Genomic DNA, 25,496 nt, shown 5'->3' on the forward strand with positions numbered 1-25,496 from the left:
CATTAAATAGAAGAGTACAAATTTCTTAAAATAAAAAAACCCATGTATCTGACAGGAATTTCCTGTCTCATGCATAGGGATATTATCAAATTCAAGATATCAATTTACTACTTCTAAACTTTCCTCATCTGCTTTTATAATTAATTTTACTGGCACAAATATTCTTTTCGGGTCATATTCACTTTCTATTTGTTCTTTTATTAATCTCACTGTTTGTTTACTACATTCATTAATGTTTTGTTGAACATATGACACACCCGTTATTCCGGAAAAATCAAAAGAAACAAGTTCTATGTTACGTGCAGTCTTTTTCCTAATTTCTCTTATTGCTAGATTTGTATACATCGCTAGTTCTGCATTCATTGTAAAAACTGCAGTAATTTCTTGTTTAGACTCTATGAAATCCTTAATTATTACTGGTGTTTCATATTCTGATATATCTCTAAAATTCAATACAGACCTTAAATTTTTATTAATAGTTATATTTCGCTTCGAAAATGCATCTTCAAAACCACGGAGTCGTTCTTCAGTTACTGTGTTCGTTATGATTGGTGTAACAAGTCCAATATCTTTGTGACCTTTATCTAGTAAATAAGAAATTGCCTCATAGGTTCCTTTTTCATTTTCAGAAGATACACTATAGGTTCTTATATTATTCATATACCTATCAATTAAAACAAATGGGAATTTTTCTAAAGTTAGTCTAAGAACTGCTTCGTTATATGTTTCTTTTTCTGTAGGAAAAATGATCATTCCCACGACACCTATTTTTCGAAACATCTCAATAGCATCTGCCTCTTCAAATTGTGATTCCCTCGTTATTTTTATCAATAAGTTAAACCCATTTTTAGATACATATTTTTCAATATGATTAACAAATTCCTGTTCAATTTTCGTCTTCATACTAGGAAGAATTAAACCAATCAGCCCTTTAAGTTTAGCTAGTTTCACACCGTTTGTATTCGTTAGGTTACTCTCACATACAAACGTGCCTTTCCCCTTTTTCCTTACAACAATTCCCTCTTCAGCAAGACCTCCTAAAGCATTTTTAGTGGTAATTTGGCTAACATGAAATTGCTCGGTTAATTCTTTTTCAGAGGGCACACGATCTCCCACACGTAATTTCCCTGTTTGAATTTGTTCTTTTATTTTATTTTTTATCTGCTGATACAATGGTTCGTTTTTAATTTTCGCTCACCCTTAACAATTAATAACATAACATATACTTATTATACTAAGTGTTATTATATATTTCTATAAATAGTTAAAAGAAAATATTTAGTAAGACAAGTATAGAGCTTTTATGTAAGGGCTCTAACCGCTTGTTTTTAGTGCCTTTTGTACCAAGTTTATGTAATCAATTCTTCTATGTGGAGGATTATGATGAAAACACCCTGAGTCATACACAAAAGCATATCAACCCAACCTTGAGTTTGTTGCTAGGAAAAAGGAGTTGCCTTAGCAACTCCTTTTGCTTTGTTATTATTCCGTTGATCTAAAGATTCTCATTCTGCTGTTTTATTTCATCGCCACTTATAATCGCATTTGCTACTTCTAAATTTTTATGTTCATCAACTGAATCTCCCGGAATGCTTTTTTGATTTGGTGAAGTACCGTCCGTTTGAATGGTAAATTGTTTTTTATTAGTTACCGGTGTTAAGTAATTCGTTTTATTATTTTCTTCCATAGTGCACAACTCCTTTTTTATAGCTTTTGTATTTCTAATCGAGTCTATTCAGCTAATTTTTCCACATCCTGAATGTGAGAACTCTTTCCCCTTAGCAAACCTCGTAAAGTTTCGAAATTGACTAAAAGAGTTCCCACAATAATTGTTAGAGCACCAATCCCTGTTAACCATGAAAAATATTCATGATAGTAGATCACTCCTAGTACAACCGCAATTAATGGTGAAATGTAAAGCCAGGTAGACGGAAATACAGGATTCGTCTTTGTGACAAGCCAATAGTATAGACTATGCCCCACCATTGAGCCGAAAATAATCAAATAAATAAGGGAGCCAATTGAACTTTTGGTAATAATAGACTCAAACTCAATGTTCTCAGTAAAAAATGATAGGATTAATAATAAAATTCCACCATGCATCATTTGTGCTGCATTTAATGCAATTGGTGAGACTGTTTGAAATGTTTGAATAACATGCTTCGTATAAATTGTCCCAGATGCGTAAAAAACTTCTCCGATAATAATGGCAATACAACCAATCATCCAGTAGGGATTAATCACGATTGAAAAACTAGGTAAAATTAGCAACGTCACACCAATGACCCCTACAACACAACCAATGATAGCTGTTCGACTTCCCCTTTGCTTCAATACAAAAGTCTGAATCAACATAATCATCATCGGACCTGTTGCAGATAAAATAGCTGCAATCCCTGAGGTCACATACTGTTCTGCCCAGTACAATGTGGCAAAAGTTCCAAAGGTTAAGCCTATACCTGTAAAAAACATCTCTTTCCAAAAAAAAAGTGTTATCGTCGTTTTTCTTCTCCATACCATGAAAGAAAACAGCAGCAAACCTGCAATAAAAAACCGAAGTCCTGCTGAAAAAAACGGAGGGACTCCTGCATCAACACCAATTTTTATCGCAAGAAATGTCGTTCCAAAAATCAAACACATGAGTAAATAATTAACAACAACCAAGTGTACTCCTCCTTTTCTTCTCAATCATAAAAGGAAGGAGATAGAACAGTTTAAAAAAGGTAGAACAGAATGGAAAGACTCGTGTTAAAATCGTTTTAACAGGGGGGATTGAAGTGAGCAACGCGATGAAAGATGATTACCTTTTCAAGCAAGTTTATGATTATGTATTAAACCGAATTCAGCGTAATGAATGGAAAGAGCAAGATAAACTTCCCTCCATCCGGCAATTAGCAGCTGAAATGAATGTTCATCGATTAACAGTTTTAAAGGCTTATCAATTGTTGAAACAGCATGACAAAGTTTATTCAAAGGACAAATCCGGCTATTATGTTCAGTCAAATATGACGAAAAGTCTTGAATATCCTGACAATCCAATTGTATCGGCTTACGTTCAAAAAAACCATTTATCTGAAATTCATCAAGCACCAGTTACCTATCATTTCTCTCAGGCATTACTCGATCCAAACCTGTTGCCTAATCACTACTTTTCAGATTACGTAAAAAAAGTGTTTGATCTTTATCCAAAAGTGCTTGCAACCTACTCAACTGTGCAAGGTGATTTAGAGCTTCGTGAACGATTAACTCAATACTTTATTAACCACTACAAAACTCACCTTAGTGCAAATGACTTGCTAATCACTTCTGGCTCACAGCAAGCTATACACTTAATCTCTCAAGCTTTCATTAAACCGAGAGACACCGTTTTATTTGAACGACCAAGCTATAGTGCTGCAATTGATATTTTTAGAGCTCAAGGAGCACATATTGTAACGGTAGATATTCACCCATACGGGTACGATTTAGAACAGGTAGAGCACTATATGAAACAATATAAACCTCGTCTTTTTTATCTCAATCCAACATTCCATAACCCTACCGGCTATACGGTTCCAATCAAGCAGCGCAAACAATTAGTAGAATTAGCTGAGCAAAATCGGTGTCTTTTAATTGAGGATGACGCCTATCATGATATTTATTTTGATCAAGACCCTCCACCTCCAATTTACACATACGATTCTGCAGGCTCTGTCATTTATATCCGGAGTTTTTCAAAATATATTTCACCTGGTTTGAGAATTGCGACTGTAATTTGTCAATCATCACTAATGAATTCACTTATAACAGTGAAATCTTTAACAGATAATGGCTCACCACTTCTCAATCAAAAGATTTTTCTCCATTACTTTTCATCACTTAGACTCCAGCAACACTTGGAGAAACTTCGCATCGCCCTAGAAATTCGTAAAGAAATCATGGAAGATGAACTTGCTGTAACAGACTGGAAATGGACCAGCCCAAAAGGCGGCCTAAATTTGTGGGTACAGCTCCCTGAAAAAATCTCAACTGAATTATTATTAACAAAAAGCATCGAGCAGTCTATATCCTTTGTGCCAGGTCAGGTTTGTGATCCATTAAAACAACGATCATCATGGATTCGTTTAAGCTATTCCTATGCTAATGAAAAACAACTAAGTGTTGGGTTAAAACGGTTTATTGATGTGGCACACTCCCTGTATTAATAGGGGATTCTAACAACCGATAGAACACTCAAATAGTATTAGTGTAAATACTTTCGACTAACTTTATGTTGAATTTTTACTAGAAAAGGAATTTAGTACTCTTTAATCGAAATACTTATGATCATATTAGGATGGATGGTGTTTTTATTGTTAAATGAGCTAAAAGTCGAAGAAATAACCTCAATTGGAGAACATATAACTTCACTTTCAGAACTATTAGTAAGGGTCGTTGAAGACGGAGCATCTATTGGATTTCTACCTCCTATGAAGCTACCGGAGGCAGAAAACTATTGGCACACACTTTTAAAACCCGAAGTGATTTTATATATTGCTAAATTAAACAACGAGATAGTTGGCAGTGTCCAGCTGCATCTATCCACCAAAGAGAATGGAAGCCATAGAGCCGAAGTAGCAAAATTAATGACACATCCTCATTTTAGACGTAATGGGATTGGGCGATCGTTAATGGAAAAAATTGAAGAAAGAGCAAACCAAGAAAAAAGAACTCTTATAGTTCTTGATACAAGAGAAGGTGACTCATCGAATTTACTGTACCAAAAAATTGGTTTTGTGGAAGCTGGGCGAATCCCTTTTTTCGCTAAATCAGCTAATGGGGAACTACATACAACAGTCCTTTATTATAAAACTCTGTAGACTGACTAATCTAACTGCCTTGTTTATTCAAGGCAGTTCAACAAATTTTCACTCCATTTCAAGTAAAATCTCATCTTTTTTTACTCAAATGTCTCTAATCCTTTAACCTCTATATTTATAGGTTTTATTGATCGAAAATTGAATGTAAACAAAACAATCGTCAATCCCAGCATAATAAATGCTCCGCCAATCACAACAAACTGAATCGAAACTAGTTGCGCTAATATCCCAAAGACAGCTGTCACAACAATTACTAAAAATGCTTCAACAAGTCCATAAGCACTTCCTACCCGCCCCATCACTTCTACAGGTATGTTATTTTGATAAAAGGTAGTAAACCCAGTGTTTGCGAATGCATTAGCACATGATAGGACAAAAAATCCAACTGATGCAATCAAAAAACCATCTGAAAAAGCATAGATGATGTAGCCCACTGAAACAATTACGGAACCCAAACCAATTAGATGAGAGATAGATAACTTTTTCGCAAACAGTGTATTAATCATCGCTCCTACCAAAATCCCTGCACCCGCAACACTTACGAGAAAACCGTAATCACTATCAGATAAAGATAGTATTTCTTTTGAAAATGCTGCTTCAAGTGAATCCAAAGCTGTCTGCATGACAATAAACGCACTAAACAAAAAATAAATGGTCATTACATACAAATGCTGACGACTAAATTTTAGAACTACTTTCCAATCTTGCTTTAATAGTTTGAAAGATAGTTTTTTAATTGGTGTATCAGAAGTCCCATTTTTTTCGAGATTCGGCATCAGCAGTGTTACAAGTGCTGAAAAGAGAAAAGCGATCGCGTTAATTATAATAGCAGTTGTAGGTGTACCGATTACAAATAGTAACCCGGTAACAGCAGGCCCTATAAAGAAAGCTCCAGAATCAATTAAACTTCGTAAAGAATTAAATCTTTGTCTTTGTTCAGTTGGAATTAATTTTGTTAGATATGTTATTGAAGTAGGACGATAGAGAGAAGTAGCCATGCTGATCAAAAAGACAAGCAGGTAAATCATCGATAAGGAAGAAGAAACAATAGCTAAACTACCTATGAGCACTGCTTGAATGGTATCAAGAACGATCATAAAATATTTTTTATTGAGGCGGTCAATCACACTACCACCCCAAAAATTTGTTACCAAAGTAGCCAAGGGCCGAATTATATAGAGGAGCGCAACAGCAAAAGCTGACCCAGTCATATTAAAAACAATTAAATTTAACGCAATAAAATAGATCCATGCTCCAATATTTGAAATACCTATACCAAATAATAAAATAGAAGGATACTTCCATGACTCTGCTATTTTTTTTATATCCATTGCAATTCCTCCTCATCAATTTTTTGCCCAATAAAAAAAATCCCACCCCCAAGACAAACGTCTTGGGGACGAGATTTTATAAATCGTGGTACCACCCCAGTTTGTTAATAGATCACTCTATTAACCTTATTAAGTACGGCAACGTTCAAAAGCGGAGGCGCCTTGGTCAGACCCGACAAGCATAAGACGATTATAAATAGAAGGTGGTTTTCCCTTCAATTTATAATTGGCTTATGACCTCGAGGCAGTCAAAAACGCGACGTCCTGTCGCATTGACTGCACTAGCACGTCCTGTGCGTCGGGGCTAGGCGCTGTAGCTGGATGTCGCAGCGCTTATCCATGTACAAGAACTTGATCCTGTACGAAAGAACAAATGCATTGCGTATACATTAGCTCTATAACAGGAGCTCCTGTCACACCATCCCCCAAAGGTTCCGATGTGCTGCTCTGAGGCTTGGTTCAATAAACCATTATCACTCCTTCTCAGCTACCGGAGCTCTCTTTGAGATAATTAGCTTACCTACTCTTCTCTTCATCGCGTTTAATTTTTCTTATAGTATCACTTATTTCTAATATTTGTATATAGTTTATTAGAATTTAAGTGATCTTATGTTAGCGACTTTATCCCTTAGTAGGTGTCCCTTGATGAAAAAACATTTGCCACTTTCCACTAGTCAACTTCCAGATTGAGCTTCTCAAAGTATGGAGTTCTCTGGTTTCGTTAAAAATACGATACGTCGTTAACACTGTGTCCTCAGACAGCTGCTTTAGTTCAAAATCATGAAGAGTCATTTTAGAAAGAGCCAATCCATTGAGGCAATCTTGTTTTGTATAGATATTTCCAGAGCTACCAAATTCCAAAAATTCATCGGAAAGTAGTTCTTCTAAATCGGTGATAGAGGAACGGACTTCAGGTTTTAATAGCTTTTCCTCTAAGCGTTGTAAAAGGTCTTTTAATGAAGTTGTTTCTTGCATTTAATACTCTCCTTTTTATTTTCATATCTATGTTTGAAAGCAAAGTGACTAATTATTTAGACTATAATTCCTCAGTGGCATCATTATACGTTTTCTTTTTTCGAAGGTAGCTATTTGCCTCACCCCTTTTTGATACAACATCTCTATATTTTCATTTATAAAAGCACCTAAATCCTCTGGGAAATGTGCATCAGAGGAAATCAGTAATGGAACATTTCCCTCAATTAACAAATTTAGAAATGTTTCACTTGGACACATTTCTTTTGCCGGGAAACGGTAATATAAGCCTGCATTAACCTCTGTCGCTACATCCATTTCTTTTAAAGCTTTTACTATCTTTTTATAAAGGGGTAACAATTTATCTTCATTAGGACGGTATCTGAAGACTTTTAAATTATCCAAGTGAGAAATAAAATCAAACAAACCGCTTCTTGTTGCTTTTTCAACTATTCTAAAGAAGTTTTCATATAATGCATTTAAATCATATTTTTCAAATTCATCTTTCGTTTGAGGATTATCGAATCCCCATCCATTAACAAAATGAACAGACCCATTAATAAAATCCCAATTATGCTTACTAAGCAATTCAGATAATTCGTCTTCACCATCTTCAAAATAATCAGCTTCTATTCCTACTTTTAATTGTACGCCATGCTTTGCCCATTTTTCTTTACTATTTGAAATCGCTTCTACAAAGTGATCCATACTTTCTGTCATAACAAGATCTAACCATTGTTTTTGTATCGTTCCGATCCGACTTCCATCGAGCAAAATATTTTTTTCGAAGTACTTTCTACAATCTGTAAAGCGATACAGATGATCAACAATCCCTATTTCTTTTATTCCTTTCTTTTTCGCATTCTCTAGATATAGATCAAGCCAAAGGGGATTGTATGCACCTTTTGTCACTCTTTCTGTCAACCTTTGTAATGATTCACTGAGCCATTGTTTAGAATGCTTATTTTCTGTTGATGGTTGTCCTTGAAGAAGGTTATGATAGGTTTTTTCTAACCATCTAAATGAATAAGGACCTTCTTCAAGATGTACATGGTAATCAATTCTCATTCATGTCACCTGCTTTTATCCAATCTAGGCCCCTAAGCAAAGCATCTTTAGACCAATCTAAGGGCATTTCTTGATCAGTAATGACACAATCAATTGATGAGAATGACCCTATATGAAAAAAAGCCCTCTGATTAATTTTGGAAGAGTCAGCAACAACATAAACTTGTTTCGATCTCTTCATCATAATAGTAGATGCAGCTGCTTCATCAATATTGAAATCACATATTCCATCCCTGTTGATTCCTCCACATGAAATAAAAGCTTTATCAAAATAAAAGTGTTCTAATAAAAGATTGGTTATTGATCCACTGATTGAACGCTGCAGCGGATTAGTCGTACCTCCAAGTACAATTACTTTTCCATCAAATAATTGATTTTCTAATTTATTATTTAATATTTCGGCTACCGCTAAAGAGTTGGTTACAATCGTGACATTTTTCACATTTTTAATCGAATATGCAATATGCAAGGTTGTAGATCCCACATCTAGTACAACTGTTTCACCATTCATAATGAAAGATGCGGCAACTTCTCCTATCGATTTTTTTTGATTATGAGAAATGCTGACTTTTTTATTAAAATGAGGCTCTTTAATCAACCCAAAATATTGAATAGCACCACCATGGATTCTCCGTAATTTCTTTTTATCTTCAAGCGCACTTAAATCTTTTCGAATCGTTTCAGGTGTTACGTTTAATTTTGTTGCTAAATCTACTACACTAATTTTATTTTTTATCTCAAGTTCTCTTATTATTGCTCGATACCTTTCTGTAATTAAAGACTTACTCATATAGTCCTCCCAAGCATCCACAGTTTTGATTTGTTTTGTTTCAATCTAGTATAAGATCTGAATATAAAATAAAGACTACGAAAATATTAACTTTTGTAAATTAAACAAAAATGAAAAGTAAAACAAAAGCAAAAAACAACCTTTTCATCTATCTTTTCTCCTATAAAATCTAAGTATTTTCTCTTAGGAAGGCTATTTGTGTCGTTTTCTTTGGTTTTTTTGTTTTCTGCTATTTCTTTGTTTTCTTTACTTACCTTTCTCGCATGATTAATAATCTATCAATATTTTTATACTATGATCAAAATGTAGCTAACGGGAATAGTCGCATCATCTCAATTTTAATTAATGAATGTTTGCATTGCATAACTTCAAGTTTTCTCCCTTACTATTACCCCTATCTATTGTTAAGCTCTATCAATTATATATAAAAAATTGGAGGTTTTTTTAATGAGTAATCAGGATCCAAACAAAGGGTTAGACAGAAGGAGTTTTATAAAAATAGGAGGCATGAGTACACTCGCTTTAACGCTTGCGACTACTGGATTGCCAGGAGATTTATTTACTAATACTGTACATGCTGAAAATAATGAAGATGCTAAGCTTAACTTCAACTCAGATGGAAAGTTTAAAGTCGTACAATTTAATGATACTCAAGATGATGAACGAATTGATCGTAGAACACTTGAACTTATGGAGAAAGTTCTTGACTCAGAGAAGCCGGATTTTGTTGTTCTAAACGGTGACAATATTACAGGAGGCTGTGATACGGAATTAGAGATGAAACAAGCCCTAAATAATGTAGCTCAACCAATGGAAAAAAGAGGGATTAAATGGGCGGTTACGTTTGGAAATCATGATGAAGACTCTACATCCAAGAGTGGGATGGATGAGAGTGACATGCTGAAGTTCTATATGAAGTACAAATATAATATGAACGAACCTGGAGAAAAGGGTCTTACTGGAACAGGAAACATGAACCTCATCATTAGACAATCAAAAGGCAAAAAAGCAGCGTTTAATCTTTGGCTTCTTGATAGTGGAAGATATGCTCCAGCACAAATAGCTGGGCAAGATTTTAAAGGATATCCTACTTGGGACTGGCTTCGTTTTAATCAAGTTAATTGGTATTATGAGCAGTCAAAAAAACTGGAGAAGCAAAACGGTTATAAAGTACCTTCACTCGTGTTCATTCATATCCCTCTATGGGAACATCGTTTTATGTGGTACGGAAGTGTAGATGGTAGAACAGTGACAAACCATAATCTTGCAGCTGCAAAGCATAATATAGTAGGAGAACGAAATGAAGATGAATGTCCAGGACCGGTAAACAGTGGTTTGTTTTCAGCTATGTTAGAAAGAGGAGACGTTAAAGGAGTTTTCTGCGGACATGATCATATAAACACCTATTGTGGCAACTATTATGGAATTCTGCTTGGGTATGCTGGTAACACTGGTTTCGGTACGTACGGTCTTTCTGGTGCTGATAGAAATAGACTACGTGGAGCGAGAGTATTTAATTTAGATGAAAATAAGGAGGGTGTACTTGTTGAAACACATATGGTTTTCGCTAAGGACTATGGAATTGATTTAACAGCGAATGATCAAAGTATGAATCCTTTACCATTAAATAATGAAAATAAAGAAAAACTGGTAAAAAGTTAATAAAATAAAGGTTATATTTCTTACCAATCCCTATGATAAAAAAACAATAATTATGGAGGAAACAACATGTTACAAAATATAGGCGTACCTGGTTTAATTCTAATTTTAATCATTGCTCTCATCGTATTTGGACCATCTAAGTTACCTGAAATTGGGCGTGCATTTGGTAATACATTAAGAGAATTTAAAAGCTCAGCAAAGGAATTAATGTCAGACGAAAAAGAAGATAATGGTCATTCTAAGTAAGAGTGTCGAAGATGTGAACTCCGTGTTTACATCTTCCTCTTAATTTATAATGGGAGAACCTTATATGAAAAATAAAGAGTTAACTTTTGTTTATCACCTTGGGGAATTAAGGAAACGGCTAATTTTTACATTACTCGCTTTTATCATTTTTTTATTTGGATCATTCATTTATGTGCAGGAAATTTACGAGTGGCTTATCCGTGATCTCAATCGTGATTTAGCATTATTAGGACCGAGTGAAATCCTTTGGGTATATTTTATGATTTCAGGAGTGATTGCGATTGCACTGACCATTCCAATTGCTGCTTATCAAGCGTGGTTATTTGTAAAACCAGCACTAACTGAAAAAGAACGAAAAACAACATTAGCCTACATTCCTGGATTGTTTACTTTGTTTATAACAGGACTATCATTTGGGTATTTTGTTGTGTATCCAATTGTACTTAACTTTTTATTATCCTTAGCTAAAGGGCAGTTTGAAACCATGTTTACGGCCGAAAAGTATTCCAAATTCATGATTAACTTAACACTGCCGTTTGGAATATTATTTGAAATTCCACTAATTGTCATGTTTCTTACCTCAATTGGTATCATTAATCCGCTGCTTCTTTCAAAAGCTAGAAAGATGTCTTATTTTTTACTGACCCTTATAGCTATTTTTATAACTCCACCTGATATAATTTCAGATATATTGGTTATCGTACCACTATTCGTTTTATATGAATTTAGTATCACATTATCCAAAATCGTATATCGAAAAAAAATCAAAAATCAATCAGATGATAATATTTTCCCATTGAAAAAAACATCATAAACAATACGAAAAGACTGCAGGTATTCATAAATGCCTGCAGTCTTTTCGTATTGTTTTTATGAAAATTCTTCACGGCCTCTTCAAAGGAAGTGAAAATTTTCGTAGCAAATTTCTGCGAGATTCTATTTGCTAATCCTGGTGTCATATCACTTTCATGAATAAAAATAGGTGTACATAGTGATTTGCTGCAACGATCACTGGGACAGATGCAAAGGGGGTGTAACATGCCCTGCAGATCCCCCATCTGTAAAGACAAGCGACTTGTTTGACATTACATCCTCCTAAGTTCTTCAGTAGTATATGGGTATATCGAGTTGCTATGCTACAAGTTGTTTAAAGGTTTTCATAATCACATTCACCGTTGCCGATAATAAGGACACATAAGAAATGGATGTGAGAGAAATGCACAAAAGATATTTAATAATTATTTTAGCTTTTATTATCCTAGCTTTTCCGGTTTTAATTAAGGCCGAAGCAATAAATAATCAATTTAAGGTAGCTTTCATAAGAGAAGGATTCTTATGGACAAAGATCAACGGGACCGAAGAAAAAATTACAGATGTCGCAGCTTCCTATCCTCCACAATGGTCCTATGATGGCAAGTGGATATCTTATCAAAAAGAAGGTCTTGTAGAAGGTGACGAACAGGTCCACTTAGGGTTATGGGTTTATAACATTGATTCAAAAGAACATCGAAAGATTAACTACAGCGGCAACAATCCTAAATGGTCTCCTAACGAAAACATCCTTGCTTTTCAAATGGAAGGCGGATTACATGTTTCAGACTTGAACCGTTACTTTGATGCTGCATCAGGGGTGGCTGATTATAATTGGATGCCAGATGGTAAAGGCTTTATTGCTTCGACTGGATCGACCAAAAAGCCAGATGGCTGGACAAATCCGATCCTTTATAAAATTTCATTAAACGATTTTAAAAAGCATATCGATAAAACAAAAAATGCAAAATCATTCTTTGTTATCCCAAATGAATTGTCAAAAGGGGATGTGAAAATTCTTTCTATCTACGCAAGTTCTTTTGAGTTTTCACCTGATCAGAAATGGATATCCTTTATCGTTAGTCCAACCGCTTCATGGTCGATGGATAGCAACATATTGTGTGTTATCTCTATGGATGGTAAAGATTTTGAAGTGGTAGACGAAGTTATCCTTCATTTGGACAACCCTAAATGGGCCTTTCAAAAAAATCTTTTAGGATATATCGCTGGAGGCGGGAGAATTGTATTTGGGTTTAAAAATAAGGATATGAAGATTACAGAACTGCCTAGTTTTAAGTCTTTAAAACTTACACCTCCAAACTTTGCAGAGTTGGGATTTACCTGGCTAAATGATCAGTCAGTTATTGTTTCAAGGGTGAAGGAAAGCGATTGGTCAAATGATTCGAATAAACGACCAAAACCTTCTTTATATTCAATAGACATCACGAAGAACAAAACTACAAAAGTAACGACACCGCTAGAAGGTGTTGGTGATTATGAACCTGACTACTTTCCGAAAATTAATAAAATTTCGTGGATAAGAAAAACAGATATCGCATCAGAATCAGGTGATTTATGGATCGCTGATTTGGATGGGAAACATGCTACAAACTTGATTGAAAATGTTGGCGGGTATTCTATATATAGCCGTTAGGATAGATTCAATTACCTACTTTACTAAATCAATTGTTTTTCAGGTGATAGTTCCAATAGAGAAAGATAGGGATTTTAAATCTTCAAGTTCGAAAAGCATACACTCGTTGAATTCCCTAATCAATATTGTTCTATTCACTCATTTAGGTCCCATCTTATATTTTAAAATTATATTTATAAATAAATTCCCTGCCTTTACTCTGCTATTAAATAATATTTCTTTAAAATGTCTATTGTAATGTTTTTAGCGTCTGTACTTGTTCCAGTAATATTCGTACCAAAACTTCTATTAATATCCACATGGTCATGCTCCATTCTAAAATAATAATAGCAAAAAAGGCATTATTACTTTTAACAATGCCTTTTAACTATGACTCATTTATTCAGTGCTGCTCATCGTTAATCGAGTAATTTTCCCTCTTTAATCATTGTAGGTTGTTGTTGTTCAGTGTAAAACCTAAACCTTCAATTAATTTAACTGCACCATTTTCATAAGAAACCCATCTGTAAATTTTAAGGAATTCCTGACTTTAAAAAATGATTAATAAAAAATGACAGAGTACTAGTAATTAAAAAGATATTGATAAATCAATTATTAAACTGGAGTAGCTACCTCTTTCCCTACTTGCTGCAAACTTGATTTTCCATCTTCCACAATGAATGAAGTACGTGTTTCTATTGGTGCACCTGGTTTAGATACAAATGGAACAACCATATAGTCCGTTTGCCATTTTTGTTGGGTTAATTTGCAACGAACATAACCACGTTGGTTACTAAAGAATTTAATATGTGGATTTTCTTGAAGAATTTGTGCTGTATCATCTCTTTGGTCAGATCCGTCACCACCAGAGGTAATGGACGTTCCGACAAACTCAACTGCAACATTCTTGGAGTTACTATCATCAAAGTTTGTTTTTACTTCATTTGCCCAACTTGAGTGAACATCACCTGTTAGTACAACAGTATTCGAAATGTTGTTCTCACTTATATGATCGACAATTCGTTGGCGTGCAGCAGGGTAGCCATCCCACGAATCCATTCCATATCGTTCAGCATCGGGACCAAATCCATAATCTCGTCGAGCGAAAAATACTTGTTGTGCAAGAACCTTCCATTTTGTACTGGATGCAACCAGACCATCTAATAACCAATTCTCCTGCTTTTCACCGAGTATAGTTCTAGAAGGATCCATAGATTCAGGAGTTGGAGGTCCCCAACCATCTCCATCAGCTTGGTCATCTCTGTACTGACGAGTGTCAAGAAGATTAAAATCAACTAAATTACCATAAGTTGTCCGTCTGTATATTTGCATACTGCTACTATTTGGATAGGAAGAACGGCGTAACGGCATATGTTCGTAATATGCTTGAAAAGCAACAGCTCTTCGCTTTAGGAAATCTTCTTTAGACTGCTTATTCGGGTCTTGGGGAAGATCTCCCGCCCAGTTATTATCCACTTCATGATCATCTAACGTAACAAGCCATGGGAAATTGGCATGGGCAGCTTGGAGATCACTGTCTAACTTATATAAAGCATAACGGTTGCGATAATCGTCAATCGTGTAAATTTCAGGAAAATCCTTATCAATTGGCCGTACACCGCTAGAGTTATGTCTACCTTCATAAATATAGTCCCCTAAATGGATAACCAAATCCAGGTCATCTTTTGCCATATGTTGATAAGCTGTGTAATACCCGGTTGGCCAATTTTGGCAAGAAGCAAACGCAAATACCAGTTCATCTACATGACTATCAAAGGCAGGTGTTGTCTTAGTTCGGCCTACAGGGCTGATTTCAGAGCGTGACTTAAAACGATAGTAATACCATGTTGAAGGTGTTAGACCATCTACCTCAACATGCACAGAATGACCAAGCTGAGGCTTCGAAACCTCTGTTCCTCTTTTGACGACTTTTTTAAAATCTTCATCGATGGAAATTTCCCATTGTACTGGATAAGGATGGGAAGGCATACCGCCTCCGTTTAGTGGATCTGGTGCAAGCCTTGTCCATAAAACCACACCATCTGGCAATGGATCACCTGATGCTACTCCTAGAGTAAAAGGATACGATAACTTGTTAGACTGTGCGGATGCGAAATTCACTGGGAATGTATTGATAATTGAAGCACCAAGCGCAATCCCTACGCCTTTTCCTGATTTCTTTAAAAAACTTCTGCGATCAAACTTTTCTGAACTTTGGTTAGAATCTTTCATTTTTAGCCCTCCTCTGTATTCAACTAACATGTTAGACAAGAATTATTTAATATTTGTAACGCTATTGTGAAAGTTTTGTAAATAGACAAAATGGTAAGTTAGTCTTATACCTATCCTTAAGAACAAAGATTGATAGATTAGCCTTAAATGGGAATTTTGTTTCATCAAGTCTCAAAGTTGTTAGGGCAACTTACCCATAGCTTGCCGATCACCTGCAAAAGTAATGAATAGTTTATCGTCGACTTTATAAAATTCAGTACACCTTTCACCCTCATACTTGAAATTTACCTTGAATAGAAATCTCAAAAAAAGATGCTTGCATAATACGCAAACATCTTCTCTTGAAATAAGTGGTATTGCGGACTGTAATTTCGAGACGTTCCCCTTAATTGTGCCAAACATAGATGAGGTAAGTTCGTTCTAAATTACTTTTATTCCATTAAAGATTGTACCAATTCAATTAAAACTTGCCCCTGCTCCTCTGTTAAAGCTTTGCCACTTTGAGCTTTTACTTGGTTCACATAGGCGCCGAGCTGTCCATTTCTTACTTTTATATTTCCTTTCGCCTCTGAGTCTTTTGCAGCAGTTAGTTTGGAAATGAAGGGTTGTAGTTTATCTTCAGCCCCGCTTTCTTTCAGGAACTGCCCTGTTAATTCACCAAGGCTGTCATAATTAACTGTTATCATAACACTGATCGTTTCCTCGGAACTGTTGCCAGCCAAATCAGCCGCGTTGGCGGAAAAAGAATTAGCCCCTAAGCTAAGCTGGTAGGCCCGTTTTGAGATTTCCACGTTTGTTGAGGAATCTACTCTGGATAGTTTATCTTCAGCTTTAGAAGAAATAGTTACAAGCTGATTTACTCCAAATTCTGTTCCATCTTTTACAGAAAAAGTAATCTCAGGAGCTGTTTGGTCAAGATTGATTTTAATAGTCTTTTTCGCCTCTTCATTTCCTACTTTGTCCTTACTCCAATAGGTCAGAGAATGCTTTCCATCCTTCTCAATCGTAACAGAGTTACCTGTTTTTACTTCCTCATTATTTAGCGTATAATACGTTGCTTCTACTCCAGAATTGCTATCATCCGCAGTAAAATTAACCTTGACGGGTTCACGGTACCAGTCGTTGTTCTTTTCACCATCAATTTCATGAATCGTTTCAGGTGCGGTAACATCTGCTCGTTTAACCACATCAATACTAGGTGCAGAAGGTTTTGACATACCCTCCCCTAAGAAATAGCTTGGATGCGGTGGCTGATTATAGCCGACATTTTGCCAAGCAATCGACATTCTGTATTGAGGGTCGTGCATCAGCGTATATATGCGATGATCCGTATCTTCGGTGGTCATGTAGACTCTTAATGCATTGCTGTCATCTGTTCTCCAGATAATTTCTTCACGCCAATCCCCAAACAAGTCAGCCTGCAAGACCGGATTTCCTTTTGTTCCATTGCTGGAAAGAGTACCTTTTGCTGTTAGCAGGTTCTCTAATTTATTATTTTTATAATCCCATTTGTCTATCGTTCCTACCCCTGTTGTTTTTTCTGCCTCCCAATTATGGTCAACCAGTTCCCGAAGTAGGTCACCATCCCACCAAATCGCGAAATTGGAGGAAGGAATGCTTTCCGAAATTTTTTCACCTTTAGAGGAATGAAGTCCGCCAATTTTACTGTTCCATTCACCTGAAATGGCCCAGGCTTCAGCTCCGCTATATCTTGGATCAATATCAGCGGCAAGTCCTCTGCCAGTATCCTGACCTGTTTTAACTCCCCAAATAATTTCACCAGTTTCTGCATCACGCATATCGTAGCCGTATTCAGCATCCTTGTGTTCTTGTACAGCAAATACTTCAAGACCTGGTCTGTCTGGAACAAGGTCACTTACATGCAAGGCATCACCGTGACCTAATCCCGTGTTATAAAGTCCTTTTCCATCATCGTCAATAACGATTTGGCCATAAACAATTTCATCTTTACCATCTTTATCAACGTCTGCCACGCTTAGACTATGATAACCCTGACCGGCATAATCTCTGTACTCTTCCTGATTTGAATCAAATGTCCATAACTTCGACAGTTTCCCGTCTTTAAAGTTAAAAGCAGTTAGTACTGTTCTTGTGTAATAGCCGCGCGCCATAACAATGCTTGGATGCTCACCATCCAAATATGCTACGGTTGCTAGAAAACGGTCTACCCGGTTACCATATGCATCACCCCATGAAGAAACATCCCCACGTTGCGGTTCATATTCGGTTGTAACAAGTTCCTTTCCGGTTGCCCCTTCAAACACCGTTAAAAATTCTGAGCCTTGTAGAACATAACCGGTGCTGTTTCGATGATCAGCATCTGCCCTACCAATGACATTCCTTTGACCATCTATCGTTCCATCTGCTGTTTTAAAGGCAATCTCTGCTTTGCTGTCACCATCAAAATCATAAACCAAGAACGGCGAATAATGGGCACCCGCACGGATGTTTTTCCCAAGGTCAATGCGCCACATGAGCGTACCATCCATTTCATAGGCATCTACGTATACATTTCCTGTATAGCCAGCCTGAGAATTATCCTTTGAATTCGTTGGGTCCCACTTCAGTATCAATTCGTATTCTCCATCACCGTCCAAATCCCCAACGCTGGCATCATTTGCCCTGTAGGAGTATGGTTCACCAAGTGGCGTTACACCGTCCTTCGGTTTTTGGAGTGGAATATCCAAGTAGTTGTTGCTAAGCACTTTAATGTTATTTTGTACTTTCTTTTCTTTACCATCGATCACTGACTGAATTTCATAAACAGAGTCTGCTTTTCCATCCTTGTCTTCGAAAGTGGTGCTTTTTGTAACTGGTTCACCATTGGCTTTTATCCCATCTCTATACACATTAAAGCTGATGTTCTCTGGGTCGGTTCCAAGCATTCTCCAGCTGACAAGAACTCCGCCAGCGGTTTTGATAGCAGCTGGCGCACGGTTAATATCCTCCATCTGCTTCTTTAAAACCGTAACAGCTGGCGTTTCCAGACTTTCTGAAAGTGTGGAAACGCCCCCAGCATTTACCGCTGCCACTTTATAAAAATAAGGAATCGTCGTCAAAACTGTTTCATCCTTGTAGGAAGTCTGTTTTGTTTTCCCGATAAAATCGTAGGTACCATTTTGCTTTTTTGAGCGGTATATATTGTACGATACAACACTTTCAGTTTTATCCCAGCTGATTGTAAGATCATTCTTGTTTACTTTTCCGACCACTAAATTCGTTGGTGCGTTCGGAGCAGGTTGATCAGGGTCAATCATTGAAACGATAAGTGGAAGGGAAGGAACTGTTTCCACTTTTGCATTATCAACTGTTGTGACTGTATACTCATATTCCATTCCAACATCAACAGTTTTATCTGTAAAAGTATTGGAAGTTGTGTTGCCAACCTTTACAAACTCAGCTGCTCCTTCTGTTTTACGATAGACGTTATAGTTTACTGCTTCTTCAACCGGTTTCCATGTAATCGAAACAACAGGTTGATCAGGATCTAGTGACAGGTTCGTTACCTTCAGTTCTGAAGGTGCGGACAAAATCGGCGTAATTTCAAGTCCATTTACGATTCCTGTTGAACCAGCGAATGCAAAATTCATTTGCCCATCCTTCACTGAAACCTGTGGTACAACTTTGGATGTGTAATTGTTTCTTGGAGCTGAAACTTGGCCGTAATCCTGGCCTTCAACCTGTATTGTCGTTCTTGCACTTCCAGTAAAATCACCTACATATATTTTAACTGAGTACAGCCCGTTAGGTAGATCTACATTAAATTTCCAACCAACATTAAAATAGCCCAGCCAGTCACGGAGTAGATTCCCACCAGTTCCACGGTCACGTCCAATCATCCCTGTTGCATCGACGATACCATGCCCTCTTTCAGGTGTATAAAGAGTAGAAAGGTTCACTCCTGTATACCCTCCTTCAATGGGATTACCAGCAAGGCCAAAGTCGAACTTCAATGTTGCTTTTTTGTCGTAATCGTAACAACTTCTGAGTACTCGGATTCACCTTTTCCGTTAACAGCAGAAACAACAACATGGTATGTTTGGGCTTCTTCCATACCAGTTATGTTGAAACTTGGCAGAGTCGATGTTCCTATTAATGAATACTCACTGTCTGTTGAAAGCTTTCTATAGATTTTATAGATATCCGCTCCTTCTTCTTTTTCCCAATTCAATTGAGCACCTGCATTACTAATGCCGCTTGCGGTGACGCCAGTTGGCTTGCTCGGTACTTTTGAAGGTACTTCAATATCCTGGACATATGCTGACAGCGGAATATCCAAATCCTTTATACCACCAGATACTAATCGTCCTAGCTGAATCGCACCATACTCCTGAAAATGGGTATTATCCTGCGATCCATTAGGGAAAGCCTGATAGATACCTGGTGCTGTATGGAGGAATACTGATAGAGTCCCCTCTGGTCCGATAGAGTCATAGTAAGCTACACTAAGAGTGCTTAGATCAACTAAGTCCACGTCCATTTCCTGCGCTACTTCCTTCATGCCCTTTACATACTCTGGGAAACTAACATTGAATTTCCCTGTCTGCGCGTTAAAGTCACGTCTTCCGACTGGCGTTACAAGGATTGGCGTTGCGCCTCGTTGACGGACTCCATTAATATAAGTCTTTAAATAATTTTTATAATCTGGAACCGATGCATATCTATCTGGGTTGCTAATGGTCGCATCATTGTGGCCAAATTGAACGAGGAGATAATCATTTGGTTTGATTTCTCTTAAAATAGCATCCAGTCTGCCTTCATTAATAAATGACTTTGTGCTTCTTCCCCCGATTGCGTTATTTTCAAATGTAACATCCGTACTGAAAAAGCGAGAAATCATTTGTCCCCAGCCAGCTTCAGGCTTCCAATATTCATCATATGTTTGTACAGTAGAATCACCTGCAATATACACACTTGAAATTTCTCCAGCATTCTGTTCTGGAAGTTTAGTAATCACTAGGGCATTAATTTTCGGAGCACTCCCTGTTAGTTCGATCTTTAACTGATCTTCCACTAACGCGATATCGAAAGTGCGCTCAATGAATTCACCTTTGGCAACAACAATATCCTGAATCTTCTGAATATTTTCAGCCTTAATTCCTATATTTGTTTGTTCAGTATCATCCCCAGCTATTATTGCAATTGAGTAGTTTCCGGGTTCGAGATCAACATTGAAGCTAGTTCCGATAGCCGAGACAAAGTCGGATTTTATAGGATCAGAAGTACTCCTGTCAGTTGCTGTAACCTTCGTTGAATCAGCAAATCCGTACTTCAACTCCTCTGTGTAAGCTGTTTCAGGAGTGACTTGGGTGTATCCTTCCATAACAGAACTTTCCGTTGTGCCAAAATCGAACCTTTTTATTAGATTCGCATCTTCTTCAGCACTTGCCCCTTGTGGTGAAATAGGAATACTGCATATAACCAAAAACAAACTAAGAAGTAATGAATTAATTCTTCTAAATTTACCCTTACTCTTTGTAACCAATAAGTACCATTCCCTTCTTCTTAATGATTCTTCTGTCTGTTCTAAGATGCAGTCCCAGCTTTTCACCTCCTTTTAAAATGAAAGCACTTACAATTGTATAATATATTCTGATAATTACTTAGTTAAAAAACAGTTATCTTTGTTCAAATAACAGTAAAAAGGCCCTTTAGATAAAGGGCTGAATTGGTAGAACTTTTACTATTTCTCTCTCAAAAAAGCAATACTCTCATCAATAAAAGGTTCCCTCGTATCCTCCATTACTATATTAATAAATGGTTTTCTTGTTTTAATTAAGCCTAGAAGTGCATCGTAGTCTAACAATCCTTTACCAACTGGAACCGGCTTTAATGTTTTATCCTCAACAACAAAGTCTTTGGCATGGAGGATAACAATTCTGTCACCGAATAACTCAATTGCTTCTCTAAAAATTTCTTCTTGATTATTGTAAGTATCAACTGTCAATAAATTGACTGGATCAAATATAACTTGAAGGTTGTTTGAATCCACACTATCTAGGAGCCTTTTCATTCTTTTTGATGAATAGATAGGATGATTCACACCGGCCTCAATCCCTACTATTACTCCAAATTTTTCTGCTTCGGCGACAAGCTCCTTCACACTTTCCACTACTTCGAAAAAAGGTTTTTCCTCAAAATTTTCAACAGTAAAAGTAATTTCTGCATTCACGTTGCCAGTTTCGGTTCCAACTATGCTACAGCCAAAATCTCTCGCATATCTGATATGTTCCTTGAACCTATCCAAACCTTTAATCCGTTCGGCTTTATCCGGATGAATCATATTAATATAGCAACCCAATACTGCAATCTGGATACCCTTCCTCTGAAACGCGCTGCCTATATGGTAGGCCAATCCAGGAGAGAGACTTCCTGCCTCAGGAGAAATGGTCGGGAAAGATTTACTTAAAGCGAGCTGTACGGAAGTTAGTCCTTTAAATGAAATTTCATTCACGAGCTCTTCCAATGGTCGATTTTCAATATCATGCGCTCTTATTCCTAGATTCACTTTTATCACCTTCCATTATTTAATAAAGTTAAAACCGTACCATCACATTCTTGGTACGGTTTTTTTACTAACAAATTTTCAAGTAGGTTTATCTTGCTAACCAACCGCCATCGATGGCTAAAATATGTCCATTCATATAATCTGAGGCTTTACTTGATAAGAATACGACCACACCCATTAGGTCTGCCGGATCTGCCCAGCGGCCCGCAGGAATGCGTGAGAGGATTTCTGCGTTACGTTTTTCGTCTGCGCGAATAGGCGCAGTGTTCGCCGTTGCAATATAGCCAGGGGCTATTGCATTGATTTGGATATTATGCTCAGCCAGCTCGTTTGCGAAGGCTTTTGTAAGACCAGCCACGGCATGCTTACTTGCCGTGTATGAAGGCACAAATTTCCCGCCCTGAAAAGAGAGCATTGAAGCAATATTGATGATCTTTCCACTCTTTTGTTCAACCATCACCTTTGCAACCTCCTGACTTAGAAGGTACAGCGAGTTTAAATTGACTTCTAATACCGCATCCCAGTCTTCCTCTTTGTATTCCAATAGCGGAGCACGGCGGATGGTGCCTGCATTATTAACAAGTATATTAATTTTTCCGTATACTTTCAGACACTCTGCTGCCACTTGTTTAACTGCTTTTCTATCGCTAAGGTCCGCTTGGAAAAACTCAACCCTACGTCCCGTTTCTTGGATTAATTGTCTTGTTTCTTCCCAATCCTCGCTTCTTGCTACAACAAAGAGGTCTGCACCTGCTTTTGCGAGTGCAACAGCATAGCTTTGCCCCAATCCTTTATTACCTCCAGTAACGATTGCGACTTGTCCGGCCAAACTAAAGTAATTCAGTGAAAATGAGTTTAGATCGTTGGTCATTCCATTAAACCTCCAAAAAACGTTGTTTTTATCGCAATTCTTCCATCTTGATATAGTCCATATCACCATACGTGATGTTTTCTCCGCACATACCCCAAATAAAAGTGTAGTTGCTTGTGGCAGTTCCTGTGTGGATGGACCAGCTTGGCGAAATAGCTGCTTGTTCATTTTTCATGACTAGATGTCTTGTTTCGTCAGGCTTACCCATGAAGTGGAAAACTCGGGTTTCAGGTTCCATATCAAAGTAAAGGTAGACTTCCATCCGGCGTTCATGAGTATGACAAGGCATCGTGTTCCAAACGCTTCCCGGAGCAAGCATGGTCAAGCCCATTTGTAGCTGGCAGCTCTCGCAAATATTTGGATGGACATATTGATAAATTTTTCGCTCATTTAATGTTCCAGGAGCTCCCATATGAAGAGGGTCGATTTTCTTAATATCAATTTTCACTGTTGGATACGTATGGTGTGCAGGAGTGGAATTGATATAAAACTTGGCTGGATTGCTAGCATCCTTGGAGCGAAATAAAACTTCCCTATTTCCCCTTCCAACATAGAGGCCATCTCGCATTTCCATCCTATATTCTGTGCCATCAAGGACTACCAAACCTTCTCCGCCAATATTGATAATTCCTAGCTCACGACGCTCAAGGAAATACTCTACACCCAATTGCTTATCAAGCTTGATGGTTAATTCTTCTTCAGCTGGAGTAACTCCTCCGAAAATCATTCTGTCAACATGTGTATAGGTCAAGTGGACCTGGCCTGGTTCAAATAGTGTTTCGACGAGAAATTCTCTTCTTAATTCATTTGTTGTGTATTTTTTCATATCTTCTGGATGGTGAGCGTAGCGAGTTTCCATTTTTCACTTCTCCCTTATAATTTAAATTTTTTCACACGAAACACCTAGCGCACAATATTACCTGGGGCATTGTCTGTAAACTGGGCATATTCAGGTATCTTCTGGTAATTTCCCATTTTAGCAGGAGCTTTAAGATTTCCACCCACACCAACTGATTTTCTATATGGAAAATTCAATAACTTACAAAAAAACCACTATTTAATATAAAACACTTCTTCCAATTTAATTGAAACGGGACTATTATCTGGATTAGTCTTCATAAGCGGCTCCATATACTTCCACCATTTTTTGCAAATCGCTGTTTCAGCCATTTGCTGCCATTTTTCTTCACTTTCAATCTCAAGATATGAGAACAGTTTCCCCGTTTCCTTTTCCAAGAAGATAGAATAGTTATTAGCACCGTGCACTTTTAATTCCTCAATCATTTCAGGCCAAATATCGTCATGACATTTTTTGTACTCAGCATAGCTGTCTTTGTTCACATACATAACAGAAGCTTTTCTAATCATTTTTCCTTCTCCTTATTTAGTTATAGTCATGCAAGAATTCAGCTAGGCAGAGAACTGCCAAGGACTGACCATATGGCATCGTCGTAAGCTTAATTTCCTTATAAAAATCCATTGTATCTCCCATACCTGTACCGACCGAGACCTTCTGTAGTACCCCTTTTGCGTCAATTTCCCTAATAATTCCATGAATCGCTTTGTATGCTACTTCCTTATATTCTTGGTATATATAGCCTTTATGGACACCCTTTAAGATTCCGTATGCAAACCCTGCGGAGGCTGAAGTTTCAAGGTATGAGCTTTCATCATTAATCACCGTATGCCATAACCCACTTTGATCTTGATACTTTGCTAACGCATCAACCTGCCTATTCAATGTGTTAATAAGGAATTCTCTAAGGAAATCTCCTTCTTTTAATTCAAGAATTTCAATGATCTCTGGAATTGCAATGGTTATCCAACAATTTCCTCTTCCCCAAAGTGCTTCAGCGTAGTTATGATTTCCCTCAAACGTCCATCCATGGAACCACAAGCCTGTTTTTCGGTCACTTAAATAGTTTATGTGGATCAAGAATTGCTTTTTAGCTTCCTCCAAGTACTCATGCTTGTTTAAGAGCTTCCCTATTTTAGCTAATGGTAGTACAGTCATCATCAATGTATCGTCCCAAAGCTGGTCTTTATTTTCAGGCCCGTACGTCATGTGCTGCAGCCCATCTTCTTTTGTTCTCGGCATATCACGCATGACCCATTCTGCCCAATCCTCTAGGTAAGGCAAAAAGGTTCTGTCGTTCGTGTCCTCATACAGGAAAGCCAATGTCAATAAAGGGGCCATTGTGTTTACATTCTTCGGTGGAATTCCCTCTTCAAATCGCGCTTTAAACCAATCTGTAATAATAGCAATTGCCTTTGGATCTCGAGTCAGCTGATAATATTTATAGATTCCATATAAACCAACACCTTGGGGCCAGTTCCAGACATTCCAGCTCTTGTCATCTACAATTAACCCATCGAAGTTTAGTAAAAACTCCCCTGTGTTATCCTTAATAGTTGATAGACTATCCATTAATAGATTAATATAGTTTAAAACTTCCTTTTTTTCGATCACTACTTGCTCCTGAACCATTTTTCAACCCCCCCATATTTTCAACG

General features: G+C 37.2%; 21 protein-coding genes and 1 pseudogene. 6 read left to right on the forward strand and 16 right to left on the reverse strand.

Annotated elements, in window-relative coordinates:
• Positions 1-99: 99 nt before the first annotated feature.
• The 4 genes and pseudogenes from ACFFIX_RS02730 to ACFFIX_RS02745 all read right to left on the reverse strand — a co-directional run bounded on the left by ACFFIX_RS02730 (position 100) and on the right by ACFFIX_RS02745 (position 2,664).
• Entirely contained in the window at positions 100-1,173 is a 1,074-nt protein-coding gene (locus tag ACFFIX_RS02730) for a GntR family transcriptional regulator (protein WP_378930236.1), read from the reverse strand.
• 144 nt (positions 1,174-1,317) lie between these two features.
• Positions 1,318-1,416: pseudogene (locus tag ACFFIX_RS02735) on the reverse strand (SAM-dependent methyltransferase); the annotation flags it as partial.
• A 79-nt stretch (positions 1,417-1,495) separates the two neighbouring features.
• A complete protein-coding gene (locus ACFFIX_RS02740) occupies positions 1,496-1,687 on the reverse strand; it encodes a hypothetical protein (protein WP_378930238.1) in 192 nt (63 codons plus the stop codon).
• A gap of 44 nt (positions 1,688-1,731) precedes the next feature.
• Entirely contained in the window at positions 1,732-2,664 is a 933-nt protein-coding gene (locus tag ACFFIX_RS02745; RefSeq protein ID WP_378930240.1) for a DMT family transporter, read from the reverse strand.
• A gap of 125 nt (positions 2,665-2,789) precedes the next feature.
• Here ACFFIX_RS02745 and ACFFIX_RS02750 point away from each other — a divergent pair, with 125 nt between their 5' ends.
• Together ACFFIX_RS02750 and ACFFIX_RS02755 are read left to right on the forward strand one after the other, a co-directional pair.
• Positions 2,790-4,184, forward strand: a complete 1,395-nt coding sequence (locus ACFFIX_RS02750; protein ID WP_378930372.1) for an aminotransferase-like domain-containing protein — start codon at positions 2,790-2,792, stop codon at positions 4,182-4,184.
• Positions 4,185-4,319: 135 nt separating this feature from the next.
• A complete protein-coding gene (locus ACFFIX_RS02755; protein ID WP_378930374.1) occupies positions 4,320-4,838 on the forward strand; it encodes a GNAT family N-acetyltransferase in 519 nt (172 codons plus the stop codon).
• Positions 4,839-4,918: 80 nt separating this feature from the next.
• On the opposite strand, the gene ACFFIX_RS02760 is transcribed toward ACFFIX_RS02755, so the two are convergent.
• From ACFFIX_RS02760 to ACFFIX_RS02775, 4 genes are all read right to left on the reverse strand, one after another.
• Complete coding sequence (locus ACFFIX_RS02760; protein WP_378930376.1) at positions 4,919-6,163, reverse strand: MFS transporter; 1,245 nt, start codon at positions 6,161-6,163, stop codon at positions 4,919-4,921.
• 627 nt (positions 6,164-6,790) lie between these two features.
• Positions 6,791-7,144 carry a nuclear transport factor 2 family protein gene (locus ACFFIX_RS02765; RefSeq protein ID WP_378930242.1) on the reverse strand — a complete coding sequence of 118 codons (354 nt, stop codon included), beginning with the start codon at positions 7,142-7,144 and terminating at the stop codon, positions 6,791-6,793.
• A gap of 48 nt (positions 7,145-7,192) precedes the next feature.
• A complete protein-coding gene (locus ACFFIX_RS02770) occupies positions 7,193-8,209 on the reverse strand; it encodes a histidinol phosphate phosphatase domain-containing protein (protein ID WP_378930244.1) in 1,017 nt (338 codons plus the stop codon).
• Positions 8,199-8,999, reverse strand: coding sequence for a DeoR/GlpR family DNA-binding transcription regulator (locus ACFFIX_RS02775; protein ID WP_378930246.1), 801 nt, complete (start codon positions 8,997-8,999; stop codon positions 8,199-8,201). The genes ACFFIX_RS02770 and ACFFIX_RS02775 overlap by 11 nt, the downstream gene beginning before the upstream one ends.
• 447 nt (positions 9,000-9,446) lie before the next feature.
• Between ACFFIX_RS02775 and ACFFIX_RS02780 the strand changes: the two genes are divergently transcribed.
• From ACFFIX_RS02780 to ACFFIX_RS02795, 4 genes are all read left to right on the forward strand, one after another.
• Entirely contained in the window at positions 9,447-10,661 is a 1,215-nt protein-coding gene (locus ACFFIX_RS02780; RefSeq protein ID WP_378930248.1) for a metallophosphoesterase family protein, read from the forward strand.
• A 66-nt stretch (positions 10,662-10,727) separates the two neighbouring features.
• On the forward strand, positions 10,728-10,907 hold the full coding sequence (locus ACFFIX_RS02785) for a twin-arginine translocase TatA/TatE family subunit (RefSeq protein ID WP_378930250.1): 180 nt from the start codon (positions 10,728-10,730) through the stop codon (positions 10,905-10,907).
• Between the two features lie 64 nt (positions 10,908-10,971).
• A complete protein-coding gene (gene tatC, locus ACFFIX_RS02790) occupies positions 10,972-11,721 on the forward strand; it encodes a twin-arginine translocase subunit TatC (protein ID WP_378930252.1) in 750 nt (249 codons plus the stop codon).
• Positions 11,722-12,123: 402 nt separating this feature from the next.
• The gene (locus ACFFIX_RS02795; protein ID WP_378930254.1) at positions 12,124-13,371 is read left to right on the forward strand and encodes a TolB family protein; all 1,248 of its coding nucleotides are present in this window, start codon (positions 12,124-12,126) and stop codon (positions 13,369-13,371) included.
• Between the two features lie 594 nt (positions 13,372-13,965).
• Here ACFFIX_RS02795 and ACFFIX_RS02800 read toward each other — a convergent pair.
• The 8 genes from ACFFIX_RS02800 to bglB form a co-directional block, all read right to left on the reverse strand.
• On the reverse strand, positions 13,966-15,582 hold the full coding sequence (locus tag ACFFIX_RS02800; RefSeq protein ID WP_378930256.1) for an alkaline phosphatase D family protein: 1,617 nt from the start codon (positions 15,580-15,582) through the stop codon (positions 13,966-13,968).
• A 431-nt stretch (positions 15,583-16,013) separates the two neighbouring features.
• Positions 16,014-19,502, reverse strand: a complete 3,489-nt coding sequence (locus ACFFIX_RS02805; protein WP_378930258.1) for a rhamnogalacturonan lyase family protein — start codon at positions 19,500-19,502, stop codon at positions 16,014-16,016.
• Positions 19,503-19,552: 50 nt separating this feature from the next.
• Positions 19,553-21,034, reverse strand: coding sequence for a rhamnogalacturonan acetylesterase (locus ACFFIX_RS02810; protein ID WP_378930260.1), 1,482 nt, complete (start codon positions 21,032-21,034; stop codon positions 19,553-19,555).
• A gap of 252 nt (positions 21,035-21,286) precedes the next feature.
• Entirely contained in the window at positions 21,287-22,117 is an 831-nt protein-coding gene (locus ACFFIX_RS02815) for a sugar phosphate isomerase/epimerase family protein (RefSeq protein ID WP_378930378.1), read from the reverse strand.
• An 82-nt stretch (positions 22,118-22,199) separates the two neighbouring features.
• Positions 22,200-22,982 carry a 2-dehydro-3-deoxy-D-gluconate 5-dehydrogenase KduD gene (kduD, locus tag ACFFIX_RS02820; protein ID WP_378930262.1) on the reverse strand — a complete coding sequence of 261 codons (783 nt, stop codon included), beginning with the start codon at positions 22,980-22,982 and terminating at the stop codon, positions 22,200-22,202.
• A gap of 28 nt (positions 22,983-23,010) precedes the next feature.
• On the reverse strand, positions 23,011-23,841 hold the full coding sequence (kduI, locus tag ACFFIX_RS02825) for a 5-dehydro-4-deoxy-D-glucuronate isomerase (RefSeq protein WP_378930265.1): 831 nt from the start codon (positions 23,839-23,841) through the stop codon (positions 23,011-23,013).
• 194 nt (positions 23,842-24,035) lie between these two features.
• Positions 24,036-24,350, reverse strand: a complete 315-nt coding sequence (rhaM, locus tag ACFFIX_RS02830) for an L-rhamnose mutarotase (RefSeq protein WP_378930267.1) — start codon at positions 24,348-24,350, stop codon at positions 24,036-24,038.
• A gap of 16 nt (positions 24,351-24,366) precedes the next feature.
• Positions 24,367-25,470, reverse strand: a complete 1,104-nt coding sequence (gene bglB / locus ACFFIX_RS02835; protein WP_378930269.1) for a beta-galactosidase BglB — start codon at positions 25,468-25,470, stop codon at positions 24,367-24,369.
• Positions 25,471-25,496 lie beyond the last annotated feature (26 nt).

It is taken from the genome of Metabacillus herbersteinensis, from assembly GCF_042433335.1.
In the GTDB taxonomy this organism is placed as follows: Bacteria; Bacillota; Bacilli; order Bacillales; family Bacillaceae; genus Metabacillus; species Metabacillus herbersteinensis.